The organism is Adlercreutzia caecimuris B7 (assembly GCF_000403355.2).
Classification (GTDB): domain Bacteria; phylum Actinomycetota; class Coriobacteriia; order Coriobacteriales; family Eggerthellaceae; genus Adlercreutzia; species Adlercreutzia caecimuris.
Window position 1 is genome coordinate 1839137 of sequence record NZ_KE159646.1, and the last position, 14544, is coordinate 1853680.

The 14544-nt window shown below is 64.0% G+C and carries 11 protein-coding genes and 1 tRNA gene; 4 read left to right on the plus strand and 8 right to left on the minus strand.

All coding sequences use genetic code 11. From position 1 onward, the window contains the following. Nucleotides 1-234: 234 nt before the first annotated feature. The 3 genes from C811_RS11475 to C811_RS11485 form a co-directional block, all read right to left on the minus strand. A complete protein-coding gene (locus C811_RS11475; RefSeq protein ID WP_016309789.1) occupies nucleotides 235-903 on the minus strand; it encodes an HAD family hydrolase in 669 nt (222 codons plus the stop codon). 182 nt (nucleotides 904-1085) lie between these two features. Next, nucleotides 1086-2369 (minus strand): homoserine dehydrogenase, encoded by a 1284-nt coding sequence (locus C811_RS11480; protein ID WP_016309790.1) that lies wholly within the window; start codon nucleotides 2367-2369, stop codon nucleotides 1086-1088. Between the two features lie 676 nt (nucleotides 2370-3045). After that, on the minus strand, nucleotides 3046-3441 hold the full coding sequence (locus C811_RS11485) for a molybdenum cofactor biosynthesis protein MoaE (RefSeq protein ID WP_016309791.1): 396 nt from the start codon (nucleotides 3439-3441) through the stop codon (nucleotides 3046-3048). 543 nt (nucleotides 3442-3984) lie between these two features. Between C811_RS11485 and lysA the strand changes: the two genes are divergently transcribed. Further along, a complete protein-coding gene (gene lysA / locus C811_RS11490) occupies nucleotides 3985-5340 on the plus strand; it encodes a diaminopimelate decarboxylase (protein ID WP_016309792.1) in 1356 nt (451 codons plus the stop codon). 271 nt (nucleotides 5341-5611) lie between these two features. Continuing rightward, nucleotides 5612-6112 carry a nitroreductase family protein gene (locus C811_RS11495; RefSeq protein ID WP_016309793.1) on the plus strand — a complete coding sequence of 167 codons (501 nt, stop codon included), beginning with the start codon at nucleotides 5612-5614 and terminating at the stop codon, nucleotides 6110-6112. 37 nt (nucleotides 6113-6149) lie between these two features. Here C811_RS11495 and C811_RS15915 read toward each other — a convergent pair whose 3' ends face one another. After that, nucleotides 6150-7604: an Mbeg1-like protein gene (locus C811_RS15915; RefSeq protein WP_016309794.1), complete on the minus strand. Its 1455-nt coding sequence runs from the start codon at nucleotides 7602-7604 to the stop codon at nucleotides 6150-6152. A gap of 374 nt (nucleotides 7605-7978) precedes the next feature. On the opposite strand from C811_RS15915, the gene C811_RS11505 reads away from it, so the two are divergent. Next, the gene (locus tag C811_RS11505) at nucleotides 7979-9382 is read left to right on the plus strand and encodes a sodium-dependent transporter (protein WP_423773938.1); all 1404 of its coding nucleotides are present in this window, start codon (nucleotides 7979-7981) and stop codon (nucleotides 9380-9382) included. A gap of 93 nt (nucleotides 9383-9475) precedes the next feature. Next, nucleotides 9476-9559 (plus strand) — tRNA-Leu (locus C811_RS11510). 496 nt (nucleotides 9560-10055) lie between these two features. On the opposite strand, the gene C811_RS11515 is transcribed toward C811_RS11510, so the two are convergent. From C811_RS11515 to C811_RS11530, 4 genes are all read right to left on the minus strand, one after another. Next, complete coding sequence (locus C811_RS11515) at nucleotides 10056-10835, minus strand: hypothetical protein (RefSeq protein WP_016309796.1); 780 nt, start codon at nucleotides 10833-10835, stop codon at nucleotides 10056-10058. Between the two features lie 1027 nt (nucleotides 10836-11862). Further along, nucleotides 11863-12372 (minus strand): GNAT family N-acetyltransferase, encoded by a 510-nt coding sequence (locus C811_RS11520; protein ID WP_016309797.1) that lies wholly within the window; start codon nucleotides 12370-12372, stop codon nucleotides 11863-11865. Between the two features lie 77 nt (nucleotides 12373-12449). Further along, on the minus strand, nucleotides 12450-13397 hold the full coding sequence (locus C811_RS11525) for a beta/alpha barrel domain-containing protein (protein ID WP_016309798.1): 948 nt from the start codon (nucleotides 13395-13397) through the stop codon (nucleotides 12450-12452). Between the two features lie 319 nt (nucleotides 13398-13716). Beyond that, nucleotides 13717-14511 carry a TVP38/TMEM64 family protein gene (locus C811_RS11530; protein ID WP_016309799.1) on the minus strand — a complete coding sequence of 265 codons (795 nt, stop codon included), beginning with the start codon at nucleotides 14509-14511 and terminating at the stop codon, nucleotides 13717-13719. Nucleotides 14512-14544: the final 33 nt, after the last annotated feature.

A 14544-nucleotide genomic window follows, 5' to 3' on the forward strand; every position in this document is an offset into this window, starting at 1 on the left:
CCGGCAACGATGGCAATCATGGTAGATCTCCTTTCCGTGCGGAACATTTTCGATGAGACCACTATGACAGCCGCAACTTACCGGCCCGTTGCGCGTCCCTTACAATAATGTCGCTTTACGCCGAGCCGCCAGAAGAGAGCGCAAAAGTTGATAAATGTTCCGAGTGCGGAATACTTTTCTTGCGGAATAGCGTGGAGGAAAATATACCGAATGAGGAATACTTTTATGGCGCGGCTATTCCCCGGCCTTCTCCAGGAACTCGTCGGGGCTGAGGTCTTCCCAGCTGGCGATGAGGAAGTCGGCGCGGGCGAGCAGGGCCTCGCGGGTGCCGGAGATGTCGTTGTCGTAGATGGCGCCGGTGCGAAAACCCGCGGCCCGCAGGGTGTCCAGGGCATAAGTGGCGTCCTCGAAGCCCCAGGTGTGGGCGCGGTCGGTGCCGAGGAAGCTGCGCGCGTGGTCGTAAACGGCCGGCTCGCGCTTGCTGGTGCGCAGGTCGTCCACCGACACGACGGCCTTCATATAGGGGGCGAACCCGCAGCGCTCAACGCAGATGGCCAGCATGTCGGCCGGCGTGGAGGAGGCCACGGCCATGGGCACGCCGCGCGCGTGCAGGCCCTGCACGAAGGCGAGCGCGCCGGGCCGGGCTTCCACCTCGTTGGCGTAGAAGGCGCGCATGCGCTCGAAGATCATGGCGAGCACGTCCTCGCTGCTGACCCCCAGGCCGCACTGCTCGTGCAGGTAGGCGGAGGCCTCGGACAGCGACATGGTGGTGATGGCGTCGGCGTCTTCCTTGGTCAGCGTAATGCCCGCCTCGGCCGCCAGCGTGCGGTCCACGTCGTGCCACGCGCCCATGGAATCCACGAGCGTCCCGTCGCAGTCGAAGATAACACCGATACCACTCATTTTCTGCAACCTCACATTCCTGGCAAAGTCAGCGAGAAGCTCTGGCGCGTTTCAGATTCGCCCGCCTTTGCGCCAAGCCGGCTTCGGCCAACGCCGCGTGCAAAACAAGGGTGAAGATGAAACGGGCCAGAGCCTCGCAGCGTCGGGCGGCCCGTGCGCCCCGTCAGGGCGCACGGAACAAGTTACTCCTCCACGCGGATGACCGAGGGAGTGTCCAGCACCACGTTGTCCAGGGAGAGGGCCTCTTCCAAGGCCTCGCGGATGTCGCGCTCGCTGCAGCGATGGGTGACCACTACCTGGTCAACCCGCTCGGCACCCGAGCGGCCGCGCTGCACGATGGACTTCACCGAGATGTTGTGACGAGCGAACACGCCGGCCATGGTCTCCAGGACGCCGGGACGATCGGTCACCGAGAAGCGCAGGTAGTAGCGCATGACCAGCTCGTCCATGGGCAGGATGGGCAGCTCATCAGTGCAGGTGCAGCCCACGATGGGAGCCACGCCCTGCTGAATGTGACGCGCCACTTCCAGCACATCGCCCATCACCGCGCTGGCCGCCGCACCGGCACCGGCACCTTCGCCGAAGAACATGGTCTCGCCCACGAAGTCGCCCACCACGTAGATGGCGTTGAACACGCCGTTCACCGTGGCCAGCTGATGGCTCTCGGGAATCATGGTGGGATGCACGCGCACGTCCACGCCGCCCTCGCGGCGATGGGCGATGGCCAAAAGCTTGATGACGTAGCCCATGTCGCGAGCCGCCTCGATGTCCACGGGCGAGATGTTGGTGATGCCGTCGGTGAACACGTCGTCCAAGGTCACGCGCGAGTTGAAGGCGATGGAGGCCAGAATGGCGATCTTGGCGGCCGCATCGAACCCGCCCACGTCTGCCGTGGGGTCGGCCTCGGCGAAGCCCTTCTCCTGAGCCTCGGCCAGCGCATTCTCGTAGGACAGGCCGTTGTCGGCCATGCGGGTGAGCATGTAGTTGGTGGTGCCGTTCACGATGCCCATGACCGAAGTGATCTCGTTGGCAATAAGCGAGTGCTTCAGCGGGTCGATGATGGGAATGCCGCCGCCCACGGACGCCTCGAAGGCCAGCTCCTTGCCCGCGGCTGCCGCAGCATCCATGACCTCCTTGCCATGGGTGGCCATGAGCGCCTTGTTGGCCGTGACCACATTCTTCCCCGCCGCCAGCGCGTTCAGCACCACGGTGCGGGCGATGGTGGTGCCGCCGATGAGCTCCACCACGATGTCGATCTCGGGGTCGTTGATGATGTTGTTGAAGTTGTCGGTGAACAGGTGCCCCACGCCGTGGGCCTCGGCCTCTTCCGATGAGAGCGAGCACACGCGGGCCAGCTCCAGGTCGATGCCGAAGTGGCGGCGGAAGGCGTCGCCGTGCTTCAAGATGATGTCGATGCAGCCGCCACCCACGGTGCCGGTGCCCACCAAGCCGATCTTCACTGCCATATTGCGTCCTCTCCCGAGCGCGAAGGTTCTCTCTGATCGGACGATTATAAGGGCGCACGGCGCAAAAGCCGCGACGGCTCAGGGGAGAGGGCCGTATTCACGGCCGTCTGAGTTTCTCCGCCTTTCCCTTTGAAGCGTCAAAGGGAGGCGAACGTCGGCGCGTGTTTCCGAAATGGCCGATTTTGCGCAGTAAACTCCGCGAGATAGATATTGCGCGTCGCCGACTTCGCTACATGTGGGTTGAAACTTATACTTCGACGGCGTTTTCCCAGGTAAAAAAGTTCGGAAAACTGAGTCGCGTTAGGTCTTGCGACAAAGGTGTCTATCTCGCGGAGTTTACTGCGCAAAATTGCGAAATAGAGAAATAAAAGAGATGCGGAAACCAATCGAATGCAGTCTGGTGAGGCGAGCAGAGCACGAGGAGCTCGTCGCGGGCGAGAAAACATAGTTCGAAATTGAGAAACGCCGACAGGGATGACGGTCTGCGCTTAGTCAAGCAAACATCGCGAGCACTTATCCAGCCCCGCTCTGGGCCATCCTTCCAGCATCAAGTTTTATAATTCTAAGTATAATACTTGAAAGTATAACAACTAGCTCTATGGAGGAAACCGCACGTCAAAGCGGGGGAGAAGGCCCGTTCGCCAAACTTCTCCCCCCCCCGCTCCGTCAAAGACTTCTACGCGAAAATCTCCTTCTCCACGACGAGCTCGTTTTTGATGTGGCCGACGAGCTTTTGCAGGGCGTCGATGCAGTTGGGGCGGATGTCGGCGCCGATGAGCACGTACATGAGCGAATCGCCCACGTTACAGCGACCCTCGTTCAGCCACGTGCGCACGTAGTAGACGCCCGGCCAGGTGAGCGCCTCAGCCTCGGCCGCGGCCAGGCCCTCCGCATCGTAGGAGAACTCTACGGCCACCACCTCGCCGAGGCCTTCCACACCCTCGCGCACCTGCTGTTTGGGCGTTACGCGCACCACGCCGTTGTGCGTGAGGAACATGCCGCACTGGGCTGCCGCCGGATCGGCCTTGGCCTCGCGCAGCCACTGATCAACAGAAGGTTCGGTCTTCGCCATGATGGGTCCTTTCATCGGGCGCCGCCGCAGCAGCAATTATTCACTGGCGAGAACATACCACAGAATCGTCGCTTCACGGCCCAGCCCTCGCTCTTGCACACCCTTTCAACAGCTCCTCAAATTCTACGGCACTTCAGCAGCGCTTCTTATTAACACCGAAGAACAAAAACGGGGCGCCCCTCCCGTAGTTCTTAGAAAAACACCTGGTCAGCGTCTTTTGTCTCATCGCTTTCTTATTGCCTTCTTATTATCATTCAATTAACAAGAAGGCTCATGGGGCGCCCTGCTAGAACGCGCCTGCCCCTCGAGCGAAACTGCGTGAACCGAGCGAGCTGCCGGGCGATTTCGCATCTCGCCTTCCAATGAAGCCGCTCAATTACCGGTTGGGCGATTTAACGATTCGGACATACGCAGGCAGCCGGCAGGCTGGTAAGATACGGCCATTCACGAGAGAAACACGGGTGCGGACCCGCCCCCCCGCCGAGATGCCTGCGAGCGCTCGGCGAAAGACACACCTGACGCCCGAGAAGAAAGGAAGCGGAAATGGCCCTGCCTGCCTCCGACCTTACCAAGAAGCCCGACCTGCGCACCACCATGGAGCTGGGCGCCGTACTGCCCGAGACTGCGGAAGTGCGCGACGACCACCTGTTCATCGGCGGCGTCGACATGGTTCAGCTGGCCCGCGAAGAGGGCACGGCGCTCTACGTGTTCGACGAGGCCGACCTGCGTCATCGCATGGAAGCCTATCGAGAGGCCTTCCGCAGCCGCTACGAGAACTCCGACGTCATTTACGCCTCGAAGGCCTTCCTCAACAAGGAAGTGGTGCGCATCGCCCAGGCCGAGGGGCTGTGCCTGGATGTGTCCGGCGGCGGAGAGCTCGCCTGCGCTCAGGCCGTGGGCTTTCCCATGGAGCGCGTGTTCGTGCACGGGAACAACAAGACGCCGCGCGAGCTGGAAGAGGCCATTGCCGCGGGCGTGGGCCGCATCGTGGTGGACAGCCGCATCGAGCTGGCCCGCGTGAACGAGATCGCCGGCCGCCTCGGCGTGGTGCAGGACATCTACATGCGCATCACCCCCGGCGTGGAGGCCGACACCCACGAGTACATCCGCACCGGCTGTGAGGATTCGAAGTTCGGCTTCACCATGCGCGAGGACTTCGCCTTCACCTGCGTCGCCGACGTGCTGGCCGCGGAAAACGTGCGCCTGGCGGGCCTGCACTGCCACATCGGCTCGCAGATCTTCGCCCTGCACTCTTTCCGCGAGGCGGCGGCGGTCATGGTGGAGTTCATGGCGCGCATCCGCGAGCGCTACGGCTACGAGATCGAGGAGCTGGACTTGGGCGGCGGCCTGGGCATCGCCTACCTGGCCGACGACGCCCCCTCCTCTATCGACGACTTCGCCGAGGTCACCTGCACCGCCGTGCGCGACCTGTGCGAGCGCCACGGCCTGGCGCTGCCGCGTCTTTTGGTGGAACCGGGCCGCAGCCTGGTAGCCAACGCCGGCGTGACCCTGTACACCGTGGGCATTTTGAAGACGCTGCCGGGCATCCGCAAGTACGTGGCCGTGGACGGCGGCATGTCCGACAACATCCGCACGGCGCTCTACCACGCCGACTACGAGCCCACCATCGCCAACAAGGCATCCCAGCCGCGCACCGAGATCGTCACGCTGTGCGGCAAGCACTGCGAGAGCGGCGATGCCGTGGTGGTGGACATGCCGCTGCAGAAGGCCGATGTGGGCGACATCGTGTGCGTCTTCGGTACCGGCGCCTACAACATGACCATGGCCAGCAACTACAACGGCCAGCCGCGCCCAGCCGTGGTGTTCGTGCGCGACGGCGTGTCGCGCGTGGTCACCCGCCGCGAGACCTACGAGGACCTCTACCAGCGCGACTTGTAGGGCAATGGGGTCGCTTACGACCCTGCCACCTGATACGCTGCAAAGCGGGCGGCTCTGCGAGGGGCCGTCCGCTTTTCTTTCAGTTCCGTAGCAACAAGATCGCAGGTCAGTAAAGGGGAGCGGCCGCATACTCCCCACCACGCACGCGCCCGTTACAGTGGCAAGGTGCGATGCGAATCCGCGCGCCCCCGAAGCGCGCTTCCATGCCGAGGCCACGCTCTTTCCCGTCGGCTCGGCATTTTTACTGGCGAAAAGGATCGAGGACTGCTTCATGAACGCCATTTTCAAGCGGTGCAGCGTGCGCCAATTCACCGACGAGCCGGTGAGCATCGATGATATCGAGCGGCTCATGCGCGCCGCCATGGCCGCCCCGTCGGCCGGAAACCAACAACCTTGGGAGTTCTTCATCGCCCGCGACGAGACTACCCGCATGGCCCTGGCCGCGACAACCCCCTACGCAGCACCCGCAAAGCTGGCCCCGTGCGTCATTGCCGTGTGCACCCGCACCGAGGGGCTGCGCTTCCCACGCTGCACCCCGCTCGATATGAGCGCTGCCGTGGAGAACATCCTGCTGGAGGCCGCAAACATAGGCCTTGGCGCAGTTTGGCTCGGCATTGCGCCCGAACCCGACCGCATCGCGGCGGTGAAGGTCGCCCTCGGCGGCCCCAGAGAGGTGGAACCGTTCGCCCTCGTGGCAGTGGGCCACGCCCTGAACCATCCCGAGCCCAAGGGCTCCACCCGCTACGACGAGACGCGCGTCCATTGGATTTAGGCCCGGGCGCCATAGACGATAGGGGTGCCGGCTGCGCTTAGCCGCTCTTGGCTTTGCGCTGGGCATCGCGGTGGGCGTGGTTGCGCTCGGCGGTCACATCGCTGAAGGCGCGGGTGAGCCCGCGCAGCGCATTCAGCATGGTCGTGCGGCCCTCGGCAGGCGCACGCATCACGCCATCGCGCAAGATCGCCCATTCGCGGCCGCCTTCGAATATCTGCGCCGCATCGGTAACGCCGGCGGCCCGCACCGCATCGAAGAGGGCATCGACCATGCGCTCGCGATCGGCTCCGTCCATGGAAGCGAGCCAGCGCTTCAGAGCCTCAGCCCGGCGCTGAGTGCGCTCGGGCAGCCCCGGCAGCGTGACAAAAGCCGTCCCGGCCGCAGAGCTTTCGACAGTCGCGGAACCGACGACCTCGTCGCCCTCGGCGTCGGCGGCCTTCGAGGCCTTCGGCTTCTTCCCCAACGGGCCCTCGGCCACAGCGCTTTCGCCCGATGCCACCTCCCAGCGATACACCGAGTGCTGCTCGAAACCCCGTCCGGCAGCACTCACCACCTGGGTGGGCATCCCCGATTCCATAAGGATGCCCACCATGGAATCCTCTGGCACGTGCTTGGTCATGCGGCCGGCCAGGGGCGCGTAGTCGTCTTCCGAGAACGTAGCGGCCATGAAACCCGGGCCATCGTGACTGTACAAGTGCGCGATGCGGGCCTGCACCGACGGGGCTGCGGTAAGCGCCGCGTACTCGGCCAAGTTACCGCCCTTGGAATGGCCGCCCACTATGATCGTGTCGGGCAGACGCGGGTCGGCCGCCACGGCCGTCAGATAGCGAGCCGCCATATCCTGGGCCGGCACGGGCACCATATAGGCCATGTTGAAATCTTCCCGCCAGCCGGTGAGCGTGGTGTCGGTGCCCCGGAAGCCCACGTAGGCGAAACACCCCGGGCACACATAGGTCGTGGCGGCGAACTGGAGCCCCAGATCCTCGTCGAAAGCGGCGGCATGATCGTACATGAGCAGGTCGCGAAAACGGGGGCTCGCGGCCATGAGAAAAAGCTGCTGCTTCATCTGCGCCGCATGCATACCCGAGAACATGGTGGGGAACAGCTCTGCCCGCAGCAGGTCGGCAAAGCGCACCGGGCTTGTCGGAGCGTCCGCCATCTGCGCGGCCTCGAACCGGTCGCGCACGACATCTTCATCCTTGTCCGCTCCCCCTCGCTTGCCGCTCCGCTTCAGGCCGCCCTCGCGCACGCGGCGCCATTTTGCCCGCAGCGCCGATAACCCCCGAAAGCGTCGCGTGCCCTGGGCTTCTGCACCGTTACCGCCTTCGCCCGCGGCTGCGGCGGCCTCCTCCCCGCAACCCAGCACCCGCGGCATGATGCCCTCGCCCCGAGCCATGCAGAATTGGGCGAGCAGCGCCGAGTCCACGGCGTTGAAAGGCTCCTCGTCGAAGGTGGCCAGCTGCGTTTCCAGATATGTGAGTATATCGCTCATGGGTCTATTATGCCCCACCTTGCCGAAAGGCACACCGCGCCGACCCCGCCAGACACAAAGCCGTTGCCTGCACTTCGCAGCCTTACCATGACCGCACCTCTCACCTTCGGCTACAATGGCAGCGCAATTTCGTTCAAATGCGGGCATCTCCCGGCGCGGCGAGTGCACCGCCGCCATGACCGCGAGCCGCCATCGGCCCTGCCATTCCCGCAGCGGCCGTCGCGCCCGGTCACTCGCCGTGCCGAGGGGCGCCCGCGCGCCCAACCCAGGAGGTTCCCGTGTCCATCGATCCCGCCTCTATCCCCGCGCCGGCCCGCGACGCCGCCGTTCCGGCCGCCGACAGCAACCCCGCCGGCGCCGACATCCCCGCCGGCATCGGCAGCGCCGCCGCGCCCCGCGAGCACTTCGCCAGCCGCCTCGGCTTCATCCTCATCTCAGCCGGCTGTGCCATTGGCCTCGGCAACGTGTGGCGCTTCCCCTATATCGCCGGCGAGTACGGCGGCGCGGCGTTCATTTTGCTGTACCTGATCTTCCTCGTCATTTTGGGTCTGCCGGTCATGGTGATGGAGTTCGCCGTGGGCCGCGCCTCCCAGCGCTCGGCGGCCCTGGCCTTCGACGTGCTGCAGCCCTCTCGCCGTTGGCACTGGTTCAGCTGGTGGGGGTATATCGGCTGCATGCTGCTCATGATGTTCTACACCACCGTGTGCGGCTGGATGCTCGCCTACACCGCCAAGATGGCCACGGGCACCTTCGACGGGCTGGATCCCGAGGGCGTCGGCGGCGTGTTCGGCACCATGCTGGCGAACCCCTCCGAGATGGTGGGCTGGATGCTCGCCGTCATCGTCATCGGCTTTTTCGTATGCAGCTTCGGCCTGCAGAAGGGCGTGGAGCGCATCACCAAGATCATGATGATCTGCCTGCTCGGCGTCATGGGCCTGCTGGTCGTCCGTTCGGTCACCCTGCCCGGCGCCGCCGAGGGTCTGGCCTTCTACCTCGTCCCCGACTTCGGGCGCATGTTCGCCGGCGGCATCGGCGGCTTCGGCGAGGCCGTGTACGCCGCCATGGGCCAGGCGTTCTTCACGCTGTCGCTCGGCATCTCGGCCATGGAGGTCTTCGGCAGCCGCATCGGCAAGCAGAACTCGCTCACCGGCGAGGCCCTGCGTATCTGCGGCCTGGACACGCTCGTGGCCATTCTCGCCGGCCTCATCATCTTCCCCGCCTGCTTCGCCTTCGCCGTGGCCCCCGACCAGGGCCCCTCGCTCGTGTTCGTCACCCTGCCCAACGTGTTCAACCAGATGCCCTTGGGCCAGCTGTGGGGCACCCTGTTCTTCGTGTTCATGAGCTTCGCGGCCTTGTCCACCATCATCGCCGTGTTCGAGAACCTCATCACCTTCACCATGGAGAAATGGGATCTCTCCCGCCGCGACGCCATCAAGCGCACGGCCATCCTCGTCACCGTGCTCAGCCTGCCCTGCGCGCTGGGCTTCAACGTGCTTGCCGGCGTCACCGTGCCGGGCATCGGCGACATCCAGTCCATCGAGGACTTCATCGTGTCGAACAACCTGCTGCCTTTGGGCAGCCTCCTGTACGTGGTGTTCTGCGTGTCCCGCAAGGGCTGGGGCTGGAAGAACTTCCTCGCCGAGGCCGACACGGGCACGGGCGCGAAATTCCCCCGCTGGGCCCGCGGCTGGCTTGCCTTCGGCCTGCCGACGCTCATTATCATCATCTTCATCATGGGCTACGTGCCGAAGATCATGCTGTGGCTGGGGCTCGCATAGCGAACCGCCCCGCATGGCGCCAGCGTGCGGGCCTTCGACGGTTTCTTCTCGACGGCGCACCGCGTTTCCGCTATACTGCGTAGATGCGCCTAGGCCCGGGTGGTGGAACGGCAGACACGACGGTCTCAAAAACCGTTGCCGAAAGGTGTGCGGGTTCAAATCCCGCCCCGGGCACCACGAACCTCAAACGGCTCCCCTCGGGGAGCCGTTTTCCGTCGGAAGCGAGCTGGCCGACGGAGCCGTTTTTCGTCGGGAGCGAGCTGGCGGACGGAGTCGTTTTCGTTGCAGGCCGCGGCCGTCGCCTCCGCGCCTCCGCGCCTCAGCCATCGGCTTCATTCCCCTGTTTCCCTATTTCGCAATTCTGCGCAGCAAACTCCGCGAGATAGACATCGAGCTCGCCTGTCCTTGCCAGGAAGAGATCGAGATGCGGGTGTTGCCCGCGTTTTTCCAGGTGGAGAAAGCGCGAAAGGGCGGTGTACGATCGTCTCTGCGGGAGGCGCATCTACCTCGCGGAGTTTGCTGCGCAGAATCGGCCCTTTCGGAAACAAAACCCGGGAAGGCAAAGGCCATCTTCTCCCGGAGCACGAGCCTGCCCCCTCCCGTCACCTTCCGCGCCAAAGAAGAACGGCCCACGGCGACCGGTCGACAGACAGGGGGCATTGCGCGCCTCGGCTCAGAGCTGCTCGCGATGGAATTTCCCCACCTGCCAGCGCAAAGCCGTGTGCTTCTCAATCTGCCCGGGAAGCCACCCCCGAAAGCGCTTCCCCGTCTTCTCGGACACCTTGCCCATCAAGCTCGCGAACTCATACACATTCGAGAACTGCGCCGACGTCACGGTGACCACATCGACGCCCTCGGCAAGCAACGCGTCTCTTCGCCGCGAATCGCGCGCCTGGGCGAGACTGCCGCTGTGGGCGTCGCGACCATCGTACTCAACCACAATGCCGCATTCCCACCAGCACAGATCCCCGACAACATACTTCTGTCGCGCAATACGACGCCCCCGATCGCCCAGTGCGCGAGGTTCGTTCAGGCGGGCATCGGGAAGCCCCAACCCTCCTCGGCGCCTCGGAGTGAGCGCAATGATGGCCAGCTCGGTCTCCATAACGGACGCCGATTTACGACGCACCTGCTTCGCCGCCGAGCGCGCCAACTTGATAGCACGAACATCGGTAAGCTGCTCGAGAAACGCCAGCAGTCGCTCCGGAGTCGTTAGGGGGCGGCGCACCATGTCGCCTCCGCTTCCCTCAATCGGGTAGCTGCCGCAAAGCTCATAGCCGAGCGCGAGCAGCTCTCCATAGGTGAGCCGCGACGCCATCTGCGCGAAAACCAACTCGGGCGACGCGGCCCACACTCCAGGCGCGACCTCGAGAAACGCATTGCGCGGCATACTGCGGCCGCTCTGGCGCCGACACACCGAGGCCGCCGATCGCACACCGGGCTTCTTGCCCACGAGCACCTCAAGGGGAAGACCCCCAGGTGTGACCGGCTCGCATCCCGCGAGCAACGCGCGCGACTCCGGGGGAAGCTTCCCGAGAACATACGCTATATCTTCGTGCGTCGACGCGCACATCTTCACTGTCGTAGAGCCGGAGAGCATTGATGCGGGCAGGTCGACGCCTCGGCGCTTACCGGACAGGTGAAACTCACTCAACGGAATCGAATGCGCCACCGACCAAGCGCGCCACAGGAGAAGGGCGGAGGTATGACTCGGATATATGTTCATTGGTGCAGGATACTGTGCCGATTCGACGCTCGGCAGGCCATGCCGCGAAATTAACCGAACGACCATTCATGAGGGACTTGCTTGCTTTTGGAATTGCCTTGGAATGGCGCTTGCGCTTCCTATGCCGCAGCCGACACAAGAAGGGTAACGATTGAGGTTCAGTGCTCCGATCGAGGTGTGCCCGATTCCCTCGTGGAACCAGTTCGTGTTTCCGAAACGGGGAAATTTGCGCAGCAAACTCCGCGAGATAGATGCTCCCCGAAATACATTCCAGCTCGAACGGCTTTGCGGCCGTATAACACCAGGGAAAACGCCGTATAGACCGCATCTCAACCAAGCCAGCCACCCCTTCCGGAGACCTTACGTCTACTTCGCGGAGTTTACTGCACAAAATCGGTCTCTTCAGAAACAAAATCCGAGCCGCAGCGCCGAAAATCGCGCTGGGAGAACCTCAGCCGACCGCACCGATACTCCTCATACGGCGGCTCACCCGCAAACTCGCAAGCGCCCTCACTCGCAAGCCCGATTGACCTCGCAGCTTAGCGACTCCACGCCAGCGAATCGCCGCGGCCCCGCAGACCCACAACGCCGCACGCCAATGATCCACCGGAAATTGACACCCACAGCGGGAAAGGGGCCGTCATTCGCAGTGCGCGGCTCCCTATCGAAACACCCCGGGTGCCGCGAACCTCAAACGGCTCCCCCGAGGGAGCCGTTTTTCGTCGCAGGCAAGGGCGGCGGCCCGACGGAGCGCTTAAGCAGTCTCGTGGTAGTAGATGAAGGTGTCCTCGTAGACGCCATCCTTGTTGCGAAAACCGTCGGGAATACGCCCGATGCGCTGGAAGCCCAGATCTTCGTAGAGGGCGATGGCGCGCTCGTTGCTGGCCACCACCGCGTTGAACTGCAATCCGCGAAAGCCGAGACGCGCCGCCTGACGCAGCGAGTCCTCCACCAGAAGACGTCCGACCCCGTGGCCGCGCACCTCCGACGACACCGCGTAGCTGGCATTCGACACATGCCCGCAACGCCCCACATTGTTGGGATGCAAGATATACAGCCCCGCCACGCGTCCAGCCACCGTGGCCACCGCCGTATGAGACTGCTCGGCGAAGAACGCGCTCGCCTCCTCCGCCGTCAGCGGATCGGTCTGTGGAAAGGCGCGACCGGCCTCCACCACGGCGTTCCAAATCTCCATCATGGCGGCCACGTCCTCCTCGCGGTACGGCCGCGTAACCCGCATCGTCAATCCATCAAGCGCGCTCATTGCCACTGCTCCCTTCTCTATCCCATAAAGAAAGGCTCCCTCGCGGAAGCCTTTCCTGCAAGCACTATGCCAGCGGCCTAGATGTCGGCCAGCGTGAAGTCGCGCTCGCCGTTGAACACGGCCAGGGCGTCGGCCACCGTCCAGTCGGCCAGGGTGATGGCGGAGATGGCCTTGGTCAGGCGCACGGCCTCGTCCAGGGAGCGCTGATGGATGTTGCGGCCCGTGGCGTTGCCCACGGCCCCGCCCACGCGAATCTGATCGTAGAGCTGGGTGAGGAAGGTGTCGGCATCCACCGTGGAACCGCCCGCGCACACCAGACCGCAGCGGCCAGCGGCGGTAGAGGCGATCTTCAGCGCCTCGGCAGCCGGGGTACCGTCCTCGGGCTTCGGCGGGTTCACCTTCACGAAGTCGGCGCCGAGGCACAGGGCCACGCCGGCGGCACCGGCGATGAGATCCGGATCCTTCTCAGCGGTGACAGCCTTGCCGCGGGGGTAGATCCACAGCACCACAATGAGGCCGTTGGCATGGGCCTGGGCGATAAGCTCGCCGGCCTCGGCCATCATGGTGGCCTCGTACTCGCTGCCGAGGTAGATGGTGTAGCCGAGGCCCACCACGTTCACGCCGGCCTCCTTCATAGCCAGCACGGCGTCCAGATCGTACAGCTGCGGGGAGTAGGGATCCTCCTGCTTGGTGCCCACGAGGTTGGTCTTGGAGTTCATCTTCACGAGGTAGTTGATCTCCGGGTAATCGGCCGCGTACTGGGCCACCAGGCCGCGCTGGCCGGCGAGCACGCCGCAGACACCCTCGGAGCCGATCTTGAACAGGTGCTCCGGATCCAGGTCGGCGATGTCGATGCCCTCGCCGTAGAAGTCCTTGTTCAGGTGCTCGATCTTCTGATCGCAGGCGAACAGCATGAGACGACCGGTCTCGCGCGTGGCCTTCATGTAATTGGAAATGTACTCGTCACGCATCTCGGGCATGACGTCGGCGGGAACGCGCACCTGATCACGGGTGATCTTCGGCATGGGGATCCTCCTTGGAATTCGTATCAATAACGGCGACTATTGTACAGAAACAAACCCTGACCGCGCATTCTTTCACAAAGAAAGTGGCGAAGGGCGGCCGTCGCTACCGCACGACGATGGACCTCTTAACCGACCAAGCACCGTAGACCACCCTGCCATTGGCCTTCGCCACGGTGCGCACCTGCACAGCGCCCGCAGGAACCCCTACTCCTTCGCCACGGTGCGCACCCGCAAGGCTCCCACACCGCCCCACGGCGCGTCCGCTGTGCGCCCGGAGCAGCATCACCTGCAGCGTGCCCGCGGTGCGCCCGCAACGGCCCTACTCCTTCGGCGTGCTGTCTTTCGGCGCGCTCGGCTTCTTCGTCATGCGGCTGTACACAATGAGCGCCACCACGGCCACAACGGCAGTCACCGCGAAGATGGCCACCGATTCCATGATGTTGCCCGACACGAGCCCGGACGCTGCATAGGTGGACAGCACGATGCCGGGGATGCGCGCAAAGTTCGAGATAAGCACGAAGCTGCGCATGGACATGTGCGTGAGCGGCGTGACATAGGTGAACACGTCCTTCGGCAAGCCCGGGATCAGGAACAGGATGAACACGATGACGTTGAACTTCTCGGAGGTTTCCCATTCGCGGAACTTGCCCATGTACTTCTCGGGCACCATGGCCTGCACGAAGGGGGCGCCCAGCTTGTGCACGAGCACAAAGATGAACGAGCTGGAGATGATGCAGCCGAGCCAGATGATGAGCGCGCCCACCCACGGACCGTAGATCATGCCGGCGGCCACCTGCACCACTTCGCCGGGAATGAAGGCCACGACGATCTGGAGGAACTGGATAGCCAGCAGAATGAGGAAGCCCCAGGGGCCGGCGTTGCGAATGTCGGAGGTGACGCGATCCACCCCGCCGGGCTCGAACAGCTCGTGGATCATGGGCCAAACGGCCACGCATACCACGATCATGATGACGAAAAACGCAATGAGGCCCGCGAACTTGAAGATGTTCGCCGCGGGCATCTCGTGGCCGGCGACGGACTTCTCCTGGTGGGCCTTGGCCTCCAGCTTCTGGAGGCGCTCGGATTTGGGGGATTTGTTATCGTGTGTATTCATGGGCTCCAGTGTAACGGAGCGCCCCGCGGGGCG